Here is an 18844-nt window from a genome sequence, read left to right as displayed (position 1 = left end):
GCTGGATCTTAACGTTCCAGAGAGTAGTGTAACGGGACCGCCGGTTTATTCGGAAATTCCAAATCATGCGACCAAGTCAAACCTGACAGCGATCCTCCAGCAGCACGGGTTGGCGAATAGGAGGAGTTTGTAGGCATGGCAAAGCGCAAATCCAGCTCGACTTCTTCGACATCCTCCGCCTCGGCGACCCAGCCGGACCAGCTCCTGGACGAGCTCCGCCAGATGATCGAAGCTGCGCGAGCTCGGATTGCGGAAACCGCCAACAGCGTACTGACCATGTTGCACTGGCACGTGGGAACGCGAATTCGCCGGGAAGTGCTGAAAGAAGCACGTGCGGAGTATGGCCTGGAAATTCTGCCGACACTGTCGGCAGAATTGGCACCTCGTTTTGGTCGCGGTTTCAGCGCCAAGAGCCTCGCGCGGATGGTCCAGTTCGCTGAGGTCTTCCCCGAGGAACCAATTGTCGCGACACTGTCGCGACAATTGAGTTGGAGCCATTTCGTCGAGCTGATGCCGCTCGTTCAGCCATCGCAACGCAAAGTTATGAAATTATCTCAATTCAAGAGCGGGCGGGACGCCCGCGGTCCCAGGGAATACCCAAAGGGACAAGCAGCTCACACGCTCCGGCCCGGTCTCCAAAGCCAATTCCATGGCGGCCCGCGCCGATCCCACTCGAATCAGGTGGCCGCGTTCGGAATTCGGATTCCCGTTCAGAGCCGTTTCGCCGCGGTCGACGAGCGTCGAGTCGCGAGACGGGCAGGGGAGTCGAACGCTTTCGGGGCAGCGCCTTTGTGAAAGGGGCGGCCTGGTTCCGATCCCTCGGTGATACGGGCGCGGAGTGTTCGCATGACCTCGGCCTTGTCGGCCGAACCCGCGAGGTCATGGGTCTCGTCCGTGTCGTGCTCGAAGTCGTAGAGCTCTTCCCGGCCGTCGCCGTTGCGGATGTAGTGCCAGCCGTCGGCCACCAGCGAGAGCATCGGCCCGCGGCAGACCGGGGATCGGCCGCCATTGGGGTCGGCTTCTGGAGGAAGCTCGACCTCGGAAAGGAGCGAATCGACGGGAAAGGGCGCCGGCGCGCCCGACCAGGCGGCGGCCAGCGAACGGCCGGGGAAGGGAGAGTCCGCCGCCAGGCCAAGCAGGTCGACGACCGTGGCCGGGAGGTCACGCAAGCTGACCGGCGCCTTCACCACTTGCCCCGTGGGAACGGCCCCCGGCGCAAAGACGAGCAAGGGGACATGCAACTCGGGGCGGTAGAGGCTGCAACCGTGCCCGTAGAGCCGTTGCTCGCCGAGGTGCTCACCGTGGTCGGCCGTGACGATCACGATCGTGTCGTCGAGCTCGCCTCGCCTGGTCAACTCCTTGAAGAGGCGGCCGATCTGGTCGTCGAGGTAGGTCAGGCAACGATCATAGGAGTCACGCACCAGTTCCAGGTCGGTTGGCGTGAGACCTTTCTTGTCGAGGTCCCACCACTTCCTCAGCAGCTTGTAGTCGGCTGGGGACTTGGGCTGCCGGCCACGCAGCTCCTCTTCCTGATGAGGCTCCGGCGTCAGGTAAGGGTGGTGGGCGTCGTAGTAGTTCAGGAAGGCGAAGTAGGGGGGGCTTGAGGCGACCGCGAGGCGAGCCAGCCGAGGAAGTCGCGGTTGATCCGCGCCGCATCCTTGCGATGCGCTCCCCCCACCTTGAGGTCGCCCAGGCCGAGGCCGGTGGAATTGCGGACAAAGTTCAAGGTCCGCTGCATCAGACCGGAGCAGAGAAGGATGTTGGTCAGCGAGACGTCGTAGTCTTCGTAGTGACGAAATCCACGGTCGAGACCGGTCTCATAGCTGCAATAGGTGGTGTTGGCGACGAACCCGGCCGTGCGATAGCCACGCGTTCCGAGGAACTCGGCCAACGTGGGGTACGTCCCGTCGAGCGGCCGAGTCCAGCCGATCGAGAGCTGACCGGGCAATTGCCCCGTGAACATGCCGGCATGCGATGGAGCCGTCCAGGGAGCGGTGGCCAGCGCCTGATCGAACCGGACCCCTTCCGCGGCGATCCGTTCGAGGTTCGGCGACGTCTTCCGGCCGTACCCGTACAGGCTGAGGCTCTGGGCCCGGACCGTGTCGAGCACGATCAAGACCACATTCTTCGCCCCTCGCGCCCGCAGCGGCGCGGCCGGCCGAGCCGCCAAGGCCTGACGCTCCAGCCAGGTGGACCGACCGTACGAACCGGCGATCGTCGCAACCAGAAGCCCGACCAACGGACCGAGCGTCCAACCGACCAGGCGATCCAACCCGGGCCGCGCCCGGATCAGCCGGGCGGCCTGGAGCGCCCCCCCGGCGGCCAGCACGAGGCAGGCCACCGTGTAAATCGGAGCGCGGAACAGGACGCTCAACGCGGCGAAGAACACCAAGGCTCCCACCGCCGCCGCCTTCGAAAACCAGCGTGGGAGCGCCCAGACTACCAAGGTCAGCACCAGGCCGGGGCCAACGAGCACCAGGACCCCCGAGACGGGATACATCCAAGGGAAATGCCGGCTGACGTTATAGTTCCGCGGGTCGAGGTAGTTGCACTTCAGGACCAGCGCCACCAACTCGAGCGTGCCGGCGACCAGGCCCAGCCAGACCGTCCAGGCGAGAACCGAGAAAGCGCCGTCCGACTTCCGATCGGCAAAATCCAGGCGGGGCTGGTTCACGGGTGCACCTCCATGTGCTCGGTTCATCGCGATCGAGCCGGCGTCCCTTGGTGCGAACCCGAACCAAGACGCCAAGCCGGGGCGATGATAGTGCGATGCCAAACGGCGTCAATGGCGAAATCAAACGCCGCCGGCTCCCCGAACCGAGAATCCCAGGCGCGGTTTACCATCGGGTTGCACCAGGCCCTCCGCGTCGTCCCCCGACCAACGGCTCGACCGCGTTCGTTGCAGATGGCCCGAAGGGATGACCGTCAAGAGTCAAACCTTGACTCTGATGGCCGCCCCTTCGAGGCCAAGAACCGCACACGTGTGATTTCGTGTACCTTTCCGCGGTCGAATCTTAGCGAGTGGTCTCGGCAGGGCCGTCAGTGGTGGTGGTCGCGCATTCTTCGGGTGTGACCTTGGCACGGCCGATGCCGTGGTAGGTGAAGCCGAGGGCGGCCATCCGTGCTGGGTCGTAGAGGTTGCGGCCGTCGAAGATGACCGGGTGACGGAGCAGGCGGGCCATCACCTCGAAGTCGGGATTGCGGAACTCGTTCCACTCGGTTGCGATCGCCAGGGCGTCGGCCTGCTCCAGGGCACCGTAGGGGCGGTCACAATACGTAAGCTTATCGCCATAGATCGCCTTGACGTTAGCCAAGGCCTCGGGATCGTGGATCCGGAGCGAGGCGCCGGCGGCGAGCAGCGCGTCGATCAGGACCAGGGCAGGGGCTTCGCGGATATCGTCGGTCCGGGGTTTGAACGCCAGGCCCCAGATCGCCACGGTCTTGCCGCGGACGTCGTCACCGAAGTGCTCCATGACCTTGTGAACCAAGACGTCCTTCTGCGCCTCGTTCACCTGGTCGACAGCCTCCATCATCCGCGCGGGCAGACCGCGCGACTGGGCCATGTGGATCACCGCGCGGATGTCCTTCGGGAAGCACGAGCCGCCGTAGCCGACGCCAGGGAAGAGGAAGCTGAAGCCGATCCGCTGGTCGTGCCCGATCCCCCGGCGCACCTCGTTGATATCGGCGTTGTACGATTCACAGAGGTTGGCCATCTCGTTGATGAAGCTGATCTTGGTGGCCAGAAGGCAGTTGGCCACATACTTGGTCATCTCCGCGCTTTCGGGCGTCATGATCAGGAACGGCCGGTCGGTGCGGAGGAACGGTTCGTAGAGCGCGTGAAGCTGCTCGCCGACTTCTTCCCGGCGGACACCGACGACCACGCGGTCGGGCTTGTTGAAGTCGTCGATCGCTGCCCCTTCCTTGAGGAACTCGGGGTTGCTGGCGACGTCGAACGGAACGTCGGTCGTCAGGGCCATCCGCCGGGCGAGCTCGGCATTGGTGCCGACCGGGACGGTGCTCTTGATCACGATCGTCTTGGGTTCGTCGAGGACCTTCGCAATCTCCTCACCGACCGCCCAGATCCCCCGCAAGTCCGCGCCGCCGTGCTCACCCTGGGGGGTTCCCACGGCGATGAAGATCAGCTCCGCGTCGGCAATCGCCTCGGGCAGGCTCGTGGTGAACCGGAGTCGGCCGTCGCGATGGTTGCGATGCACCAACTCGGCCAGGCCCGGCTCGTAGATCGGGATAATTCCTTGCTCGAGATTGGCGATCTTCTCGGCTAGCTTGTCGACGCAAACGACGTCGTTACCGCTTTCGGCAAAGCAAGTGCCGGTCACCAACCCCACATAACCCGTTCCGATGACGGCGATTTTCACGGTTGCATTCCTTCACGAGAAAGGGTCGAGCGTCCGAGCGCCGCCCACGACTTCCGATTTCTTGGAACTGGCCGGGACGAGTCGAAAATCCGGGACGAATTCACGACAGAGGATGGAGAAAAACTCACCGCCCAACCAAACCAAGTCGGAATTATCGGAAATATCCGACCGACTAACAAGTCGAGATGGGGACTGGAGATCGGGCGCAGTCCCTGGGAGACATCATCGCCCGGAACTGGAACTTATTGGGGGAATTTATCGAGTGTCCGGTCCATCGCCGGCCCGCCCCTGAGTGTCGCCGAGGACGGAAGCGGAACCGCTCGCTTCACGTTCGAGGCGTTCGCCGAGCGCACGGCGGACCGCCTCGGGGCCTTCGGCCCGCCAGAGCTCGATCCAGCGGGGATCGGCCCAGTCGGCCAGAACCCGGCGGCGTCCTTCGGCCTGATCGCCCAGGCGGGCGAGGACCTCGGGCCGAAGCTCGGCCAGGAGGGCGACCAGGCCCGCCGCGGCCGGCCCCAGCGCCTCCGCCGCGCGATCGCGCAACGCGGCCGCCAACGCGGGGCTGGCACCCGACGTCGAGACCGTCAACGTAAGCGGTCCCTCACGCCAGACCGCCGGAACCGTGAAGTCCCCTTCGCGCGGATCGCTCGCCGACCCCACCCAGACGCCCGCCCGTTGCGCATCGGCCACCACCGCCCGGTTGACCGCGGCCGGGGCCGCCGCAAAGACCAAGACCATGCCTTGAAGGTGGTCCGCTCGATAGCATTCGGGTCGGATCTCGACCCCGGCTTGTCGATCCGCCTCGCCCGCGGCCGGATCGACGACCAGCACGCGGGCCCCGGTCGCGATCAGACCGGCCACCTTCCGCCGACCGACCGGGCCCAGGCCCACCACCAGCACTCTCTTGCCCCGCAATTCAAGCTCAATCGGATAGCCGGCCATGGTTCGGATGCTCGAATCAGCGAGTTCGAATAAATCCCTGGGGCCGACTCCAGCGCAGGAACGTCTCGAGCGTCGCGATCGAAAAGCCGAGCGATTGGGCCATGGCGACCGAGGCCTCATTCTCGGGCGCGGTCGACCAGAGTGGAACCTTCTCCCGCGTCTCGATGATCTCGGAGACGAGCGCCGAGGCGGCCGCCTTCCCCAGGCCCAGCCTCCGGAACCGGAGGACGGTCGAAACCCCAATGGCCTCGTAATCCCCGGCCTGGCTGTAGACCCAGGCCATGGCCGCAAATCCGGAGCCGAACGGGACCACGTAACCGGCCCCACGCTCAACCAGGGCACGAAACGTTCCCCAGCCCCACAGGGCCCACTCGAGAGCGATCTCCGGCGCGAGGAAGGCCGCGGAGTCATCGACCGTCAGCCGACGCGTCACAACGGCCGGCTTCGTCGGCCGTTGTGACGCGGCGGCTGAGAGTGTCAGCACCTCGGCCTGCTCGACCCCCTCGATCCGGCGCCCAACCGCGTCCCACCAATCCTTCGGCGCCAGCAAAGCGACGCTTTTCTCACCGCGCCGGCAAAGCCAGTCCACGGCCGGCTCCGGATCCCCCGCGCCAAACGCTTCAAGCTGCCGGCCCCCCTCGCGAAGCAGCAGCACGCTCCGTGGGACCCTCGGATGGTCCCCCCAGAGCCCTTGGCGATGTTCCGCCAAGGCCTGATAGAGGTCAAGCAGGCCAGGGCCGGTAGGCTCTCCCAGCCAGGATCGCACATGCTCGGCGGCAACCGCGTCAAGTGGAACCATGTTCAGTCAACCAAGTATGGCCCAAAATCGATCGAAAGTGTGCGCCTCGTCATCCTTATCTTCTCCGGCCCAGGCCGCTTTGCCTACTTCTCCTGTCACCCATATTTTCGAAATCGAGAACCCTGGGCCATTCTCACCCGACGGGAGCACCAACTCCCTCTTTTATCGCTCGCCTTGGGAAGGGGAGAAGAGAGGGGGCTGGACTGGCTCCCACAGCGGTTTAACGTCGGATGGCGCACGAATCACAGCTTACTGCACATGTGTCGTGAACACGGTTGCGATTTGTTTGTTCAAATTCAGCCCCAACGGGGCGGTCCAAGGAAGCCCGGGGCAACGCCCCGGGGACTCGGCCACCAGGAGCAGCAGCCCTGAAAGGGCGACCTAAAGGGTTACACCAGAATGACCTACGCCGCAAAACCGCCACTTGGACTAGGCCGCCCTTACAGGGCTCTTGAATGCAAACATATCGATTTCCCGGGGCGTTGCCCCGGGCTTCCTTGGACCGCCCCGTTGGGGCTGAAACCGGAAAGAGCGTGCGCCATCCGATGGAAGACCGCTGTAGGCACGTAGACCTGGTCTTTCGTTGCATTGAATCATGCGTAATCACCGCGGTCGCCCATCAGAAAATCAAAGAAAACCAGGACCAACGGCTTAGGACCGCTTGAGCAGGTCTTGAAGCGCGTAGACCTCGAGCGGCCCTTGGCGCATTCGCTCCAGGGCGGCGACGGCGGCTTTGCCACCGGCGATCGTCGTGATGCAGGGGACTCCGTGGCTCACGGCCGACGCCCGGATCCGCCCTTCGTCCGTCCGCGCGCCTTTGCCGCTCGGCGTGTTCACGATCAGGGCGATCGAACCGTTGGCCAGGTGGTCCAGCAAGTTCGGGCGCCCTTCGCGGATCTTCCGGACCACGCTCACCGCGATCCCGGCCTCCGCCAGCGCGGCGGCCGTCCCCGCCGTGCTCATCAGGTCATAGCCCAGTTCCGACAACCGAGCCGCCACCGGCAAAATCGCCTGCCGGTCCCGAGCCGCCACGCTCACGAACACGGTCCCGCTCTCCGGCAGCCGGATCGAGGCCGCCAACTGCGCCTTGGCGAACGCGCCGGCGAAGTCGAGGGCGATCCCCATCACCTCGCCCGTCGACCGCATCTCCGGGCCGAGCACGATGTCCACCCCCGCGAACTTCGCGAACGGGAAGACGGCCTCCTTCACCGACACGTAACCGGGCTCGGGATCCGACTCGATCCCTTGCGCCGCCAAGGTCTGACCGACCATCACGCGCGCCGCCGCCCGCGCCAGTTCCAGGCCTGTCGCCTTCGACACGAACGGCACCGTCCGCGAGGCCCGCGGGTTCACCTCAAGGACATACACCTCTCCATCCTTGACCGCGAACTGGATGTTCATCAGGCCGCGCACCCGAATCGCGTCGGCGAGCAACCGCGTCTGCCGCTTCAGCTCGATCACGACCTCCGCCGACAGGCTGAACGGCGGGATCGCGCAGGCCGAGTCGCCCGAGTGGATCCCGGCCTCCTCGATATGTTCCATCACCCCGGCCACGATCGTCCGCTCGCCGTCGGAGACCGCGTCCACGTCGACTTCCTGGGCGTCTTCGAGGAACTTGTCGATCAGGATCGGGTGCCCCGCGCTCGCCTCCACCGCCTCGGCCATGTACCGCGCCAGCGCGGACTCGTCGTAAACGATCTCCATCCCACGGCCGCCGAGCACGAAGCTCGGGCGGACCACCACCGGGTAGCCGATCCGCTCGGCGATCCGCCGCGCCTCCTCGTACCGGAGTGCCGTGGCGCTGGGGGGCTGACGCAGGCCGAGCCGCTCGATCACGGCGTGGAACCGCTCCCGGTCCTCGGCCAGCTCGATGCTCTCCGGAGTCGTCCCCAGGATCGGCACCCCCGCCGCCTCCAACGCCCGGGCCAGGTTCAACGGCGTCTGGCCACCGAACTGGACGATCACCCCCAGCGGATTGACCCGCTCGCAAACATTCAAGACGTCTTCAGCCGTCAAGGGCTCGAAGAAGAGGCTGTCCGACGTGTCGTAGTCGGTGCTCACCGTCTCGGGGTTGCTGTTGACCATGACCACTTCGTAGCCGTCGCGGCTGAGCGCAAACGCCGCCTGGCAACAGCAGTAGTCGAACTCGATCCCCTGGCCGATCCGGTTCGGACCGCCCCCGAGCACGACGACCCGCGGCTTGTCGCTCACCCGCGCTTCGTCGGTCGACTCGTAGGTCGAGTAGTAATACGGCGTCGACGCCTCGAACTCCGCCGCGCAGGTGTCGACCAGCTTGTACACCGCCTCGACCCCGAGCCGCTTCCGCTCGCGGCGGACCTCCGCCTCCGACGATCCCCATAGGTGCGCCAGTTGCCGGTCGCTGAACCCGTCGCGCTTGGCCAGGCGGAGCAACGGCTCGCCGGCCCGCTCCAGGGAGCCGGCCTGTCTCAGCGTCGCCTCGGTCTCGACCAGCTCGGCGATGTTGACCAGGAACCAGCGGTCGATCGCCGTCAGCTCGTGGATCCGGTCGATGCTCATCCCGGCGAGCAACGCGTAGCGGAGGAACCACAACCGCTCGGGGTTGGGCGTGGCCAGCTTCCCCTGGATCTCTTCCTCGCTCGGCTGGTCCTCGGTCCCCCACCGGTCCTTGGGGTCGGCCCCGAGTCCGAACCGGCCCACCTCCAGCCCTCGGAGCGCTTTTTGCAGCGACTCGCGGAAGGTCCGGCCGATCGCCATCACCTCGCCGACCGACTTCATCTGGGTGGTCAGCTCGGTGCTCGCCTCGGGGAACTTCTCGAACGCCCACCGCGGCACCTTGGTCACGACATAGTCGATCGACGGCTCGAAGCAGGCGCAGGTCTGCCCCGTGATGTCGTTGCGGAGCTCGTCGAGCCGATAGCCGACGGCGAGCTTGGCGGCGATCTTGGCGATCGGGAACCCGGTCGCCTTGCTCGCCAGGGCGCTCGAGCGGCTGACCCGCGGGTTCATCTCGATGACCACCATCCGCCCGGTGGCGGGGTCAATGGCGAACTGCACGTTCGAGCCGCCGGTTTCGACCCCGATCTCGCGGAGGATCGCCAGCGAGGCGTCCCGCATCCGCTGGTATTCTTTGTCCGTGAGCGTCTGCGCCGGGGCCACGGTGACGCTGTCGCCGGTGTGGACTCCCAGCGGGTCGAGGTTCTCGATCGAGCAGATGATGACGGCGTTGTCGGCCTCGTCGCGCATCACCTCCATCTCGTACTCTTTCCAACCGACCAGGCTCTCCTCGATCAGGACCGAGTGGACCGGGCTGAGCTCGAGGGCATAGGCGACCATCCGGTCGAATTCGTCGCGGTTGTAGGCAACGCCGCCGCCGGATCCGCCCATGGTGAAGCTGGGCCGCAAGACGCAAGGCAAGCCGAGCTCGTCGCGGAAGCCGCGGGCCTCGTCGAGGTTATGGGCCAGGCCGCTCCGGGCACTCTGCAGGCCGATCTGCTCCATGCAGACCTTGAAGAGTTGGCGGTCCTCGGCCTTGCGAATCGCCTCGGCGGTGGCGCCGATGAGCTTGCAGTTGTAGCGTTCCAGAACGCCCGAGTCGTGAAGCGCCAGCGCGACGTTGAGGCCGGTCTGGCCGCCGAGGGTGGGTAGCACGGCGTCGGGACGTTCGGCGGCGATGATCCGTTCGACGAACTCGGGGGTAATCGGCTCGACATAGGTGCGGTCGGCCATGTCAGGGTCGGTCATGATCGTGGCCGGGTTCGAGTTGACCAGGACCACGCGATACCCTTCCTCGCGGAGCGCCTTGCAGGCCTGGGTGCCGGAGTAGTCGAACTCGCAAGCCTGGCCGATGACGATAGGGCCGGCGCCGATGATCAGGATCGTCTTGAGGTCAGTTCGCTTGGGCACGACAGTGTTCTCGGGTTCGTTCGAATCGGTTCGGCGGTATGGCTCACGGGCCGGCGCGCGCTCGAGCCGCACACGCCCCGCAGTATGGAGCGAGCGCGGCCCGTGGAAAGAATCAAGCAATTTTAGCAAGAAACCGAGCGAGCGAACAAGCCCATGATCGAAGGATCGAGGTCAACTCAATGGGTTGCAAAAGGGCGCGCGCCCCGCGCTTCGCGAGGAAGGGCAAGTTTTGGAGTAACGGAAAGCCGTCGAGAGTGAACGCCGGATCGTTCTGTTCGGTCATGGATGAGGCCGCGATTCCACGACTTGCGTTCATCGTCGGAGAGAATCGCGGACGGCATGACGGCCTTCACTGCTTCGGGCTTGGCCGATCGCGCCGGTGCGAGCGTCGACAGCTTGGCACTGTAGTGGACAGCGCGATGACGATTGTCGTCAAACGCAAAGTGCAGCCACTGCTGATCCTGGCTCACGAACCCATCAGGGCAATTGAGAGTGCCTTTGGGACCATCCGACGACTCCGGCACGAGCACGCGCTGATAGGGCCAGGTTTTCAGGCCATCGAAGCTGACCCAGAGCGCCAGCGGACTACGATGCTTGGGGTTCGGGTTGTGGAGCATCGCCACGGTGTCGCCGCCGAGCGAGTCGAGGGTGGCCTTCGACCCTGGATTCGGAATCGCCGTCTTGGTTGCGAACTCGGGCCAGGTCTTGCCGCCATCCTTCGACTCCGCGGAGTAGAGCACCCCGCCCAACCGGTCGCCACGGAGGATCATCACGATCCGGCCATCCGTCAGCTCGGCGATGCTGTTCTCCGCCCAGCCATGATAGCGGTCGTCGGTGGTGAGCCGGACGTTGCCGTGCTCGCTCCAGGTCTTGCCGCCATCATTGCTGATGAGCACGCCGTTGCGAGGGTTGCTTACATAAATGGCACAGGGCTTTGTGCCACGGCTTCTCCTCCGCCGGTAGCGGCGGCACATGCTTGCCGGGGCCAAGCCTTCGCCGCGCGTTCGACACCGGGAATGCCCTGAAAAATGGAGACTGTCGCCACGTGCCCGGGGACTCTTCGTCCGTCGGAAGACAGGGAGCTTACGCTCCCCACTCGCCTTTCAGGCGAGCGAAGACCAACAACCAAGGGGCGGCACCGATCGTGGTTCCAGGGATTTCGCTCGCCTCTGAAAGGCGAGCGGGGAGTGTAAGCTCCCTGTCTTTGGGCCTTCGCATGGGCTGGTTCTTTTGACACTGTGACAACGGCGCAGGGCTGATGGATCCGGGCAGAAGACCCGATAACGTGGCGACAGTGTCGAAAAATGTGCGTGTTGTCGGCGTATTCGGGGCCCGGGATGGTGTTAAGGACCGGCGGTTCGAGCGCAGGGTCACCGATCGCGGCGGCGTTGGAAAACCAGGCCAGAACGCCCCAGAGCAGCAGCGCGGTCGATTTGTGGACCATGGGGATCTTGACTCGTGGAGGGAGCGGCCAATCCGCCTGCGGAGGTCACGCCATCGCTCCTTGCGCTGCGGGTGCCCTGCGACCAGCGGCTCACTTGACTCTCGGTTTCAGAATTTACTAACTAACACGGTCCCCCCAGGAAAGTCGATCGGTTACCATGACCGTTCCGGTCGATCGGAACGCGATCACCTCTCGCAAACAAGGGGGACTCCGCGATGCTCAGCGCTCGAAACCAACTTCCCGCAACCGTCAAGTCGGTCAAACTCGGCAACGTCATGGCCGAGGTGGTCATGACCGTCGGTGACATCGAACTCGTCGCCGCAATCACGCGAGGCTCGGCCGAATCGCTCGGCCTGAAGGCCGGCGATACCGTCAAGGCGATCATCAAATCCACTGAGGTGATGATCGATAAGTCATAATTTATAAATGCAATTCGCTTTGACTCGCTAAGGAACGGAACGCAAATCACTTCCCGAGTCTCACCCCACGCAAAGTAGGCTAGGGCGAGACCTACAGCAATATACCGTCGAGTGGCGCACACTTTCGCCGGTTTTAGCCCCAACGGGGCGGCCCAAGGTAGCCCGGGGCAACGCCCCGGGAAACAGACTTAAGAACCATGTAAGTGCGGCCTATTCCGAGCGGCGGCCTTACGACGCAGGCCGTTCCGGCATAACCTTTTAGGTCGCCCTTTCAGGACTACTCATCCTCGTAAACGAGTCCCCAGAGCGTTGACCTGGGCTTTCTTGGGCCGCCCCGTTGGGGCTGAATTCAGACCAAATAGTTCGAAGTGAATTCATGACATATTGTTTTACAGTCATCGAGTCTCATCAAGTGTTAACGACGAAGCGGGGCACGTCCGTGAATCGATCTGAAATCGGGAAGTGACTCGCGTCCCGTTCCTTGACTGTGGTCAGATTGCCCCTGACGGAACGGAGTCGGTGGATTTGGAGGGGAGAGCCTGCTCATGAAACCTGGAAGCCGAGACATCCGCCACAAGGTTCTGATCACCGGCGACGAATTGCGGGAACTGAAGCGGCATTCCGGTTCGATGGCTGAGGCATTCGGGCTCGACCGCAAAATCGAGGCGTATAGAGGAACTCGCCCAATCACCCTGTACCGCTGGGACCTGGAGTGCCTGATGGACGTGATCGAGGACGAACAGGCCGACAAGCAAAATTATCCCGACAACACCGCCTCCGAGTACCTTGCCTTGAAACGCCTGGGGGATCGGCTTCGCACGGAGTACGACCGGCACTACGGCGACGAGTGATCTCTTCGTTTTCCAGGATCAAGGAGTTCCCGCGGTGGACCCGAAAAGTCTGTCGGGGAAGTTCCCCTGGATCACGAAGGAGGGCTTCTTTGATCCCGCCCAATACCCCATCGACGGTGTGCTGAAACAGGCCCTCTCCAATGACGATCAGCAATTCCGCACGGGACTGCACCTTCTGTGGTCCATGTACCATCATGGACGGCAGGAGGCCGCAGTCTTCCTCCTGGGACTCCTGGTGGCTTGCGAGGACGACTGGGAGAGACGCATCAGGATCGTCGAGGCGTTGAACGGGGTCGACACGAAGCCCTGTGCCAACCTGCTCTTCGGCGAACTGAGGCGGGTCAAGAGTTCGAACACGACCCGCCGCTATCTGGCGTCGGTGATCAAGGTCCTGGCTTCCCTGCCCACGGACTTGACCCGGGCGGGGTTCGAGTCGCTGGCCCAAGACAAGTCGTTCTCCCAGAAGATGCGGGACAAGTTCAAGGCCGTACTGCGAAACGATCCGTTCGGCGACGAGTTCCCCTGGTGATCCTCGGGTCCGGGGGCCTGCGTCCCCCTCGTCATCAAGGCGATGCGGGGGCCAGTCGCTTCAAGGTCAACAGTTTTTCGACGATGTCGAACGCCGCCCTCGGGCGCGCCAAGCGTTGGACGTTCGCCCGCATTGTGGCGAGTCGCTCGGGGTCGTCGAGGAGCCGGTCGATCTTGTAGGCGAGGGCGGGGAGGTTATTGCAGCGGATCGCCGCGCCCTCTTCCAGCAGGTGATCGGAGTTGCGTTCCTCCTGGCCGGGGATCGGGCTGACGACCACGAAGACGAGGCCGCGGGCCAGGGCCTCGGAAGTGGTCAGTCCCCCGGGCTTGCCGACGACGAGGTCGGCGGCCGCCATGTATTCGTCCATCTCGGTGGTGTAGCCGACCACCTTGATCGCGACCCCGGAACCGGGCGGCAAGTCTTCCGCCTGACGCTCCAACTGGGCTTTCAACTCCTCGTTGCGACCGCAGATCGCCACGATCTGGGCGGGGTGCCGGAGTTTCATGAGCGAGGCCATGAGGACGTCGATCCGCCCGACCCCGAATCCCCCCGCCGAGATCAGAATCACCGCGCCGTCCGGGCGGAGGCCGTGCTTCTCGCGCATCTTGGCTTGGTCTTTCGGCCTGCTGAACTCGGGATCGATCGGGATGCCGGAGACCGTAATCTTGTTCGCCGGAACACCGAGCTCCCGCATATGAGCACGCGTCTCGTCGATCGCGACGAAGTATTGGGCGTAGTCCGGGCAGAGCCATTGGGCATGGACGTCGAAGTCGGTGACGACGATCGCCTGCTGAGTTTGCAGTCGCCCTTGCTCGGTCAGCGAGGAGATAATCTCGGCGGGAAGGAAGTGGGTGCAGACCGCGATGTCCGGCTGGTAGCGCTCCATGAGCTTGATGAAGGGGCGGGTATTGAGCTTGTCGAACGCCAACTTGAGGCGATCATCCATCCCCGGCTTGTCCATCCGGTCGTAGAGCCAGCCGAGCACCTCCGGCATCGCGTTGACCATCTCGATGTAGGCTTTGGAATAGAGCCGGCGGAACAGCGGGTTCGTATATTCGAGCACATCCAGATGATGAACACTTTTCGCGGAGCCGGTCTCCTGGAACGCCCGCTCGATCGCCTGGGCCGCCCGCAAATGACCCGCCCCGGCAGACGCCGACAAGATGAGGACACTGTTCAACATCGAAGTTCTCACAAGTCAATGCACAACCAGAACAACAAATAAAAAGAAAGAAACCGCGAGTCCTTGGTCGTCGCCTCGTGTTCACGGCATCATCGGCAACGATGCGTCGCGGCCTCAAGGGAAGATTTTTTGGCGCTTCCGCGGAATCAGTGGGTGGAGGGCATGGGAGGATGAACCACGGAGACACGGAGGCACAGGGAAGAGAGGGGGGAAGAGTTGATTTAGAGGATCATTCGTTTGATTCCCTCCTTCAAGACGGGGACGTTGAAGTTCAGGAGGAGGCCGAGGCGGATCTTGCTGAGTTTCAGGTACGTCAAGAGTTGAGCCTCGTGGATCGGGGCCAGTCTTTCGACGGTTTTCAGCTCGATGACGAGGCATTCCGGGATGACGATATCCATGATGTAACCACAATCAAGCGGGACGTCCTTGTAATGGACAGGGAGCTTCTGCTGCCTCTGAAACAAGATGTTGTTTTGTAGCAATTCATAACACAAACATTCTTCGTACGCCGACTCCAGCAATCCCGGCCCGAGCACCCGATGAACCTCGATGGCCAATCCGATCACCCGACCCGTCAAATCTTGATCATTTATAACTCTTTTCTCTCCTCTGTGCCTCGGTGTCTCCGTGGTTCATCCCATTCTCTTCGGCACCAGGAACATCCGGGCCCGGGCACTACGCCCTGAGCCGAACCACACCCACAGATTTTGTTGAGGAGCCGATTTTTTCGGCGCTCGTGCCGGAATCGCAATTGCTTGTACGGCCAACGTGGGCGAGAATACCACGTCCCAGGGCTGCGGTAAATTCGCAAACTTCAGAGACAAGTCAATCGCTCATTTGAGACCGCCCGCAGGATCTTTCCCCATGGCCGCCGCGTACGATGACCCAATCGGTATGACGTTTGCTGGCGACCGCTATGCGATCATGGCCAAGCTCGGCGAAGGGGGGATGGGGGCGGTCTATCGCGCGGAAGACAAGAATCTGCAAGCGAGCGTGGTGATCAAGCTTCCTCACCGCTCGATGGTGACCGACGCCGAATTCTCGCGGCGGTTTCGCGACGAGGTAAGGTCGCTCGTTCGCTTATCGCACCCGCATATCGTCAAGGTCACCGATGTGGGGGAGTGGGAGGGCCGGCCCTTCGCGGTGCTCCAGTTCTTGCCCGGCGGCAGTCTGGAGGATCGGCTCGCCGCGTGGCAGGGGCCGGCCGCACTGGCGGCGCTGGTGAGTTGGCTCGGCCCCATCGGCAGCGCACTCGACTACGTTCATTCGCAGAAGATGGTGCACCGCGACGTCAAGCCGGGCAACATCCTGTTCGATGCGCAGGGGCACCCGTTCCTCGGCGACTTCGGGGTGGTCAAGGTGCTGGCCGCGGCGGCCGACGACCGCTCCGCAGCGCGGCCGGCGATGACCGGCACGGGCATGGTGCTCGGCACGCCTCACTACATGGCCCCCGAGCTGATCATGGGCGACCCGTTCGACGGCCGGGTCGATCAGTACGCCCTGGCCGTCACGGCCTACGAGCTCCTCTGCGGTCGCCGGCCGTTCGAACATGAGGTGGCGACCCGCGTTCTGATGATGCAGACCCAGGATGCCCCACCGAGCGTGGTCCGGTTCAACCCTTGGGTGTCGCCCCGACTCGAGTCCGCGCTGCTCAAGGGGTTGGCCAAGGCACCGAACGACCGCTACCCGACGTGCGCCGCGTTTGCCGCCGCCGTCGTCGAGGCGTCGGGGCTGGAGCAGGGGGAGCACGGGCGGGCTCGGATCCGCTGCGGATCGTGCGGGAAGGCGATGACGGTTTCGGTCGAGGCCCTCGCGAAGCTGAGCCAGAGCGGTCGGAACGCCCCGTGCCCGAAGTGCCAGAAGCCACTCAATATCGCGGGAGGGACCGCGACGGTGCTTCCCCCCAACCCCTCGGGCGAATTACGGTCGCGGGGAAGCGGCAGCGGTACAGCGGTCCTGGACGTCCGTGCCAGCACGGCCGAGAGCCCGGCCAGAACGCCGCCAGCGAACCCAGGGGCGCCGAGCGGTGGCACCGTGGTATTCGGCGGCCGCCCGGTGAAGACCGTCGCCGAGCCTCGACCGGAACTGGATGCGGGTCTCGAGCTGGTGGACTCCGAGGAGGACCAGCCCGGCCGCCCGCCCCTCTTCTGGGCCACCATCGGCCTCGCCGTGGCCTGCGTCCCGTTGCTCGCCTCCGCGGTCTTTCTCTGGAAATCGACGTCAGGCCGCTCGGGAGCTTCGCAACCAGGGGCAACCGCCAAGGTCGTCGCGGCCGGCCCGGATTCCCCGGCAACCACGCCGGGGGAGGGGGGAGCCAGGAACCGGGTCGCCCGGAACCTGCCAGCGATTCCGAAGCGGCCCGGCGCGACAACAAGCGCGGGCCCTCAGCTCGAAACCGGCCCGCTCGCCACGCCATCGCCCGAGACGTCGGGACCGAGGCTTGACACTCCGGCAGGCGCGCGGATCCAGCCCACGGCCCGGGTCGATATCCCGAAGCCAGGCGAGGGAGCGAACCCGCCGGGCATAGCCAGGACTGAGCCGAGGAGCCGTCAGACCGAGGCTCGCACCCCTCAAAAAGCTGAGGGTGAGGTCATGAAGGGCGAGCCCGATGTCCGGCTGCTCGGAAAGCGGAGCTCCGCCCCCGATCCGGTTCCGGTCGCGGACGATGAAAAGCCCGCGCCACGGAACGTGCCCCTCGGCCAGTTACTGACAACCCCGGAACCACTCGCCGGCAAGCTGATCACCCTGGAGCATGTCTACTGCGTCGGCAAAGTCGCCTGGCGGCTGGCGGACGGCTCGTTGCGGGTCGCCCTGATCGAGAGTGACCTCGAACTCACGGCCGGATTCGCGCGAGTCCGACACCGCGACGCGTACGAGATCGGGCTGGACCGTCAACTTGCCGATCAACTCATCCGTCTTGGCAAGATGAGTGAGATCGCCGACACCCGACCGGCTTCATCCGACTGGATCATGCAGCCCGCGAACCTGACGGTGAAGGTCGCCGACGCGCCGGGGGAGGACAAGGCGACCGCCGGCCGGATCGTCCGGCTGGAGTTGTTCGAGAACTTCAAGAACGAGGTCCGTGGATCCGCCAAGAAGCGGCTGATCGTGCTGTTCGCCACCCAGACCGTCACGGCGGCCGGCGTTTCGACCGGTTTCGGAAATAACGATGATTGGCAGAAGGTCCCCAAGCTCGGGCACGCCTACAACCAGTTCCAACGGTTCTTCGAAAGTAACCAGAGGCTGAAGAGCCAGATGAAGTGGGAGGCGTTCAGCAACCAGATTAACCGTGTGATCGGAGAAGGAACAAGGCAGAGCGCGGCGGAGCAAGCAGCGACGCAATTGCGGCTCCGGCAGATGATCGCTCCCCCCTTACCTTGAGTCGAGTCGAGTTGAGTCGCCCGAGAGGACGTTGTCGATGACGCGCACCACCTTGGCAGCCCTGGCCCTGATCGGCTCATTCGCGGGCCAGGCCTTCGGTCAGGTCAATTTCATCGGACCGGGCTCAACCCCCCAAGGGGACATCCTCCGCGGCGAGGGGGTCGCCCTTCAGGGAGCCGGGTTCTTCAACTATTACACGGCGAAGGCCAACTCGATCAACGCCGACACGATGATGCGTGTCAATGAATACATTTACCTCTCGATTCGCCAAGATCGCGCCGAGAAAGCCGCGCGGCGGGCGCGGAGGACAGCGCAGCGCCTCGCCAGTTTCAACCAGATCCGCAACCGGGTCGAGAACGACCCGAACCAGAACGACATGCTCAAGGGGAACGCACTCAACGCGCTCTTCGAACAGCTCGGCGGGCCGAAAATCTCCCCGTCGTCGTACCGCCTGAACTCGTTCGAACTCGACGCCGACATGGTCCGGCGGATCCCGTTCTTCTACGGGCCGAACCAGGAGACGATCGCCATGTCGCGGATCATCCCGGCCGGCAAGTGGCCGATCGCGCTCCGCGGCCCCGAGTTCGCCAGCCAACGGCGCCAGTACGAACACGCCCTCGACGCCGTCCTGGAACTCCAGCTCGATCGCAAGACCACACGCGACTCGCTGACGGCCCTCAACACCGCCGTGCACAACCTTTCCGAACGGCTCGACGAGGTCATCTCTCCGGAGAAGGAGACCCTCTACCTGGAGGCCAAGCAGTTCCTCCGACGACTCGACTCCTCCAAAGAGATGATGAAGCGAAAAGATATTGAAACGATTATCGGCGAAATCGATCGTTACTCCGGGACGACGGTCCACGACCTGATCGTCTTTATGCAGCGGTACAACCTCCGATTCGGTGTCCCCGAGATCGGCGCCGAGCGGGCCGCCTATCCCAAGCTCTACGCGGCCATGAAACTGCAACTCGATGAGTTGAACGAGTCCCTGCAAGTTGAGGGGCGAGTCCCTCGGGACCGCGAGCCCTGAACGAC

At 64.1% G+C, this 18844-nt stretch carries 15 protein-coding genes; 6 read left to right on the top strand and 9 right to left on the bottom strand.

The window, feature by feature from the left end:
- The first annotated feature begins 135 nt into the window (after positions 1-135).
- Entirely contained in the window at positions 136-795 is a 660-nt protein-coding gene (locus BUS42_RS46595) for a DUF1016 N-terminal domain-containing protein (protein WP_074309443.1), read from the top strand.
- Here BUS42_RS46595 and BUS42_RS44140 read toward each other — a convergent pair.
- The 7 genes from BUS42_RS44140 to BUS42_RS21035 all read right to left on the bottom strand — a co-directional run bounded on the left by BUS42_RS44140 (position 711) and on the right by BUS42_RS21035 (position 10898).
- Entirely contained in the window at positions 711-1625 is a 915-nt protein-coding gene (locus BUS42_RS44140; protein WP_410001716.1) for a sulfatase family protein, read from the bottom strand. The genes BUS42_RS46595 and BUS42_RS44140 overlap by 85 nt on opposite strands.
- Positions 1577-2674 (bottom strand): sulfatase-like hydrolase/transferase, encoded by a 1098-nt coding sequence (locus tag BUS42_RS21060; RefSeq protein ID WP_074309439.1) that lies wholly within the window; start codon positions 2672-2674, stop codon positions 1577-1579. The genes BUS42_RS44140 and BUS42_RS21060 overlap by 49 nt, the downstream gene beginning before the upstream one ends.
- A gap of 340 nt (positions 2675-3014) precedes the next feature.
- Positions 3015-4376 carry a UDP-glucose dehydrogenase family protein gene (locus BUS42_RS21055; protein ID WP_074309438.1) on the bottom strand — a complete coding sequence of 454 codons (1362 nt, stop codon included), beginning with the start codon at positions 4374-4376 and terminating at the stop codon, positions 3015-3017.
- Positions 4377-4631: 255 nt separating this feature from the next.
- Positions 4632-5318, bottom strand: a complete 687-nt coding sequence (locus BUS42_RS21050; protein WP_074309436.1) for a precorrin-2 dehydrogenase/sirohydrochlorin ferrochelatase family protein — start codon at positions 5316-5318, stop codon at positions 4632-4634.
- A gap of 16 nt (positions 5319-5334) precedes the next feature.
- Positions 5335-6117 (bottom strand): GNAT family N-acetyltransferase, encoded by a 783-nt coding sequence (locus tag BUS42_RS21045; RefSeq protein WP_074309434.1) that lies wholly within the window; start codon positions 6115-6117, stop codon positions 5335-5337.
- 651 nt (positions 6118-6768) lie between these two features.
- Positions 6769-10002 (bottom strand): carbamoyl-phosphate synthase large subunit, encoded by a 3234-nt coding sequence (carB, locus tag BUS42_RS21040; protein ID WP_074309431.1) that lies wholly within the window; start codon positions 10000-10002, stop codon positions 6769-6771.
- 176 nt (positions 10003-10178) lie between these two features.
- The gene (locus BUS42_RS21035; RefSeq protein ID WP_216821055.1) at positions 10179-10898 is read right to left on the bottom strand and encodes a sialidase family protein; all 720 of its coding nucleotides are present in this window, start codon (positions 10896-10898) and stop codon (positions 10179-10181) included.
- A 763-nt stretch (positions 10899-11661) separates the two neighbouring features.
- Between BUS42_RS21035 and BUS42_RS21030 the strand changes: the two genes are divergently transcribed.
- The 3 genes from BUS42_RS21030 (at position 11662) to BUS42_RS21020 (ending at position 13245) form a co-directional block, all read left to right on the top strand.
- Positions 11662-11865: a TOBE domain-containing protein gene (locus BUS42_RS21030; protein WP_074309429.1), complete on the top strand. Its 204-nt coding sequence runs from the start codon at positions 11662-11664 to the stop codon at positions 11863-11865.
- A gap of 545 nt (positions 11866-12410) precedes the next feature.
- On the top strand, positions 12411-12716 hold the full coding sequence (locus tag BUS42_RS21025) for a hypothetical protein (protein WP_074309427.1): 306 nt from the start codon (positions 12411-12413) through the stop codon (positions 12714-12716).
- A 34-nt stretch (positions 12717-12750) separates the two neighbouring features.
- Positions 12751-13245 (top strand): hypothetical protein, encoded by a 495-nt coding sequence (locus BUS42_RS21020; RefSeq protein WP_074309425.1) that lies wholly within the window; start codon positions 12751-12753, stop codon positions 13243-13245.
- Positions 13246-13279: 34 nt separating this feature from the next.
- On the opposite strand, the gene BUS42_RS21015 is transcribed toward BUS42_RS21020, so the two are convergent.
- Positions 13280-14428, bottom strand: a complete 1149-nt coding sequence (locus BUS42_RS21015) for an MGDG synthase family glycosyltransferase (protein ID WP_074309424.1) — start codon at positions 14426-14428, stop codon at positions 13280-13282.
- A 221-nt stretch (positions 14429-14649) separates the two neighbouring features.
- Entirely contained in the window at positions 14650-15021 is a 372-nt protein-coding gene (locus tag BUS42_RS21010) for a GxxExxY protein (protein ID WP_074309422.1), read from the bottom strand.
- A 271-nt stretch (positions 15022-15292) separates the two neighbouring features.
- Here BUS42_RS21010 and BUS42_RS21005 point away from each other — a divergent pair, with 271 nt between their 5' ends.
- Positions 15293-17809: a serine/threonine-protein kinase gene (locus tag BUS42_RS21005; RefSeq protein WP_074309420.1), complete on the top strand. Its 2517-nt coding sequence runs from the start codon at positions 15293-15295 to the stop codon at positions 17807-17809.
- A 37-nt stretch (positions 17810-17846) separates the two neighbouring features.
- The gene (locus BUS42_RS21000) at positions 17847-18839 is read left to right on the top strand and encodes a hypothetical protein (protein WP_074309418.1); all 993 of its coding nucleotides are present in this window, start codon (positions 17847-17849) and stop codon (positions 18837-18839) included.
- Positions 18840-18844: the final 5 nt, after the last annotated feature.

Origin of the sequence: Singulisphaera sp. GP187 (genome assembly GCF_900129635.1) — a bacterium.
Taxonomy (GTDB): Bacteria; Planctomycetota; Planctomycetia; order Isosphaerales; family Isosphaeraceae; genus Singulisphaera.
This window is presented reverse-complemented; position numbering and strand designations above follow the sequence as displayed.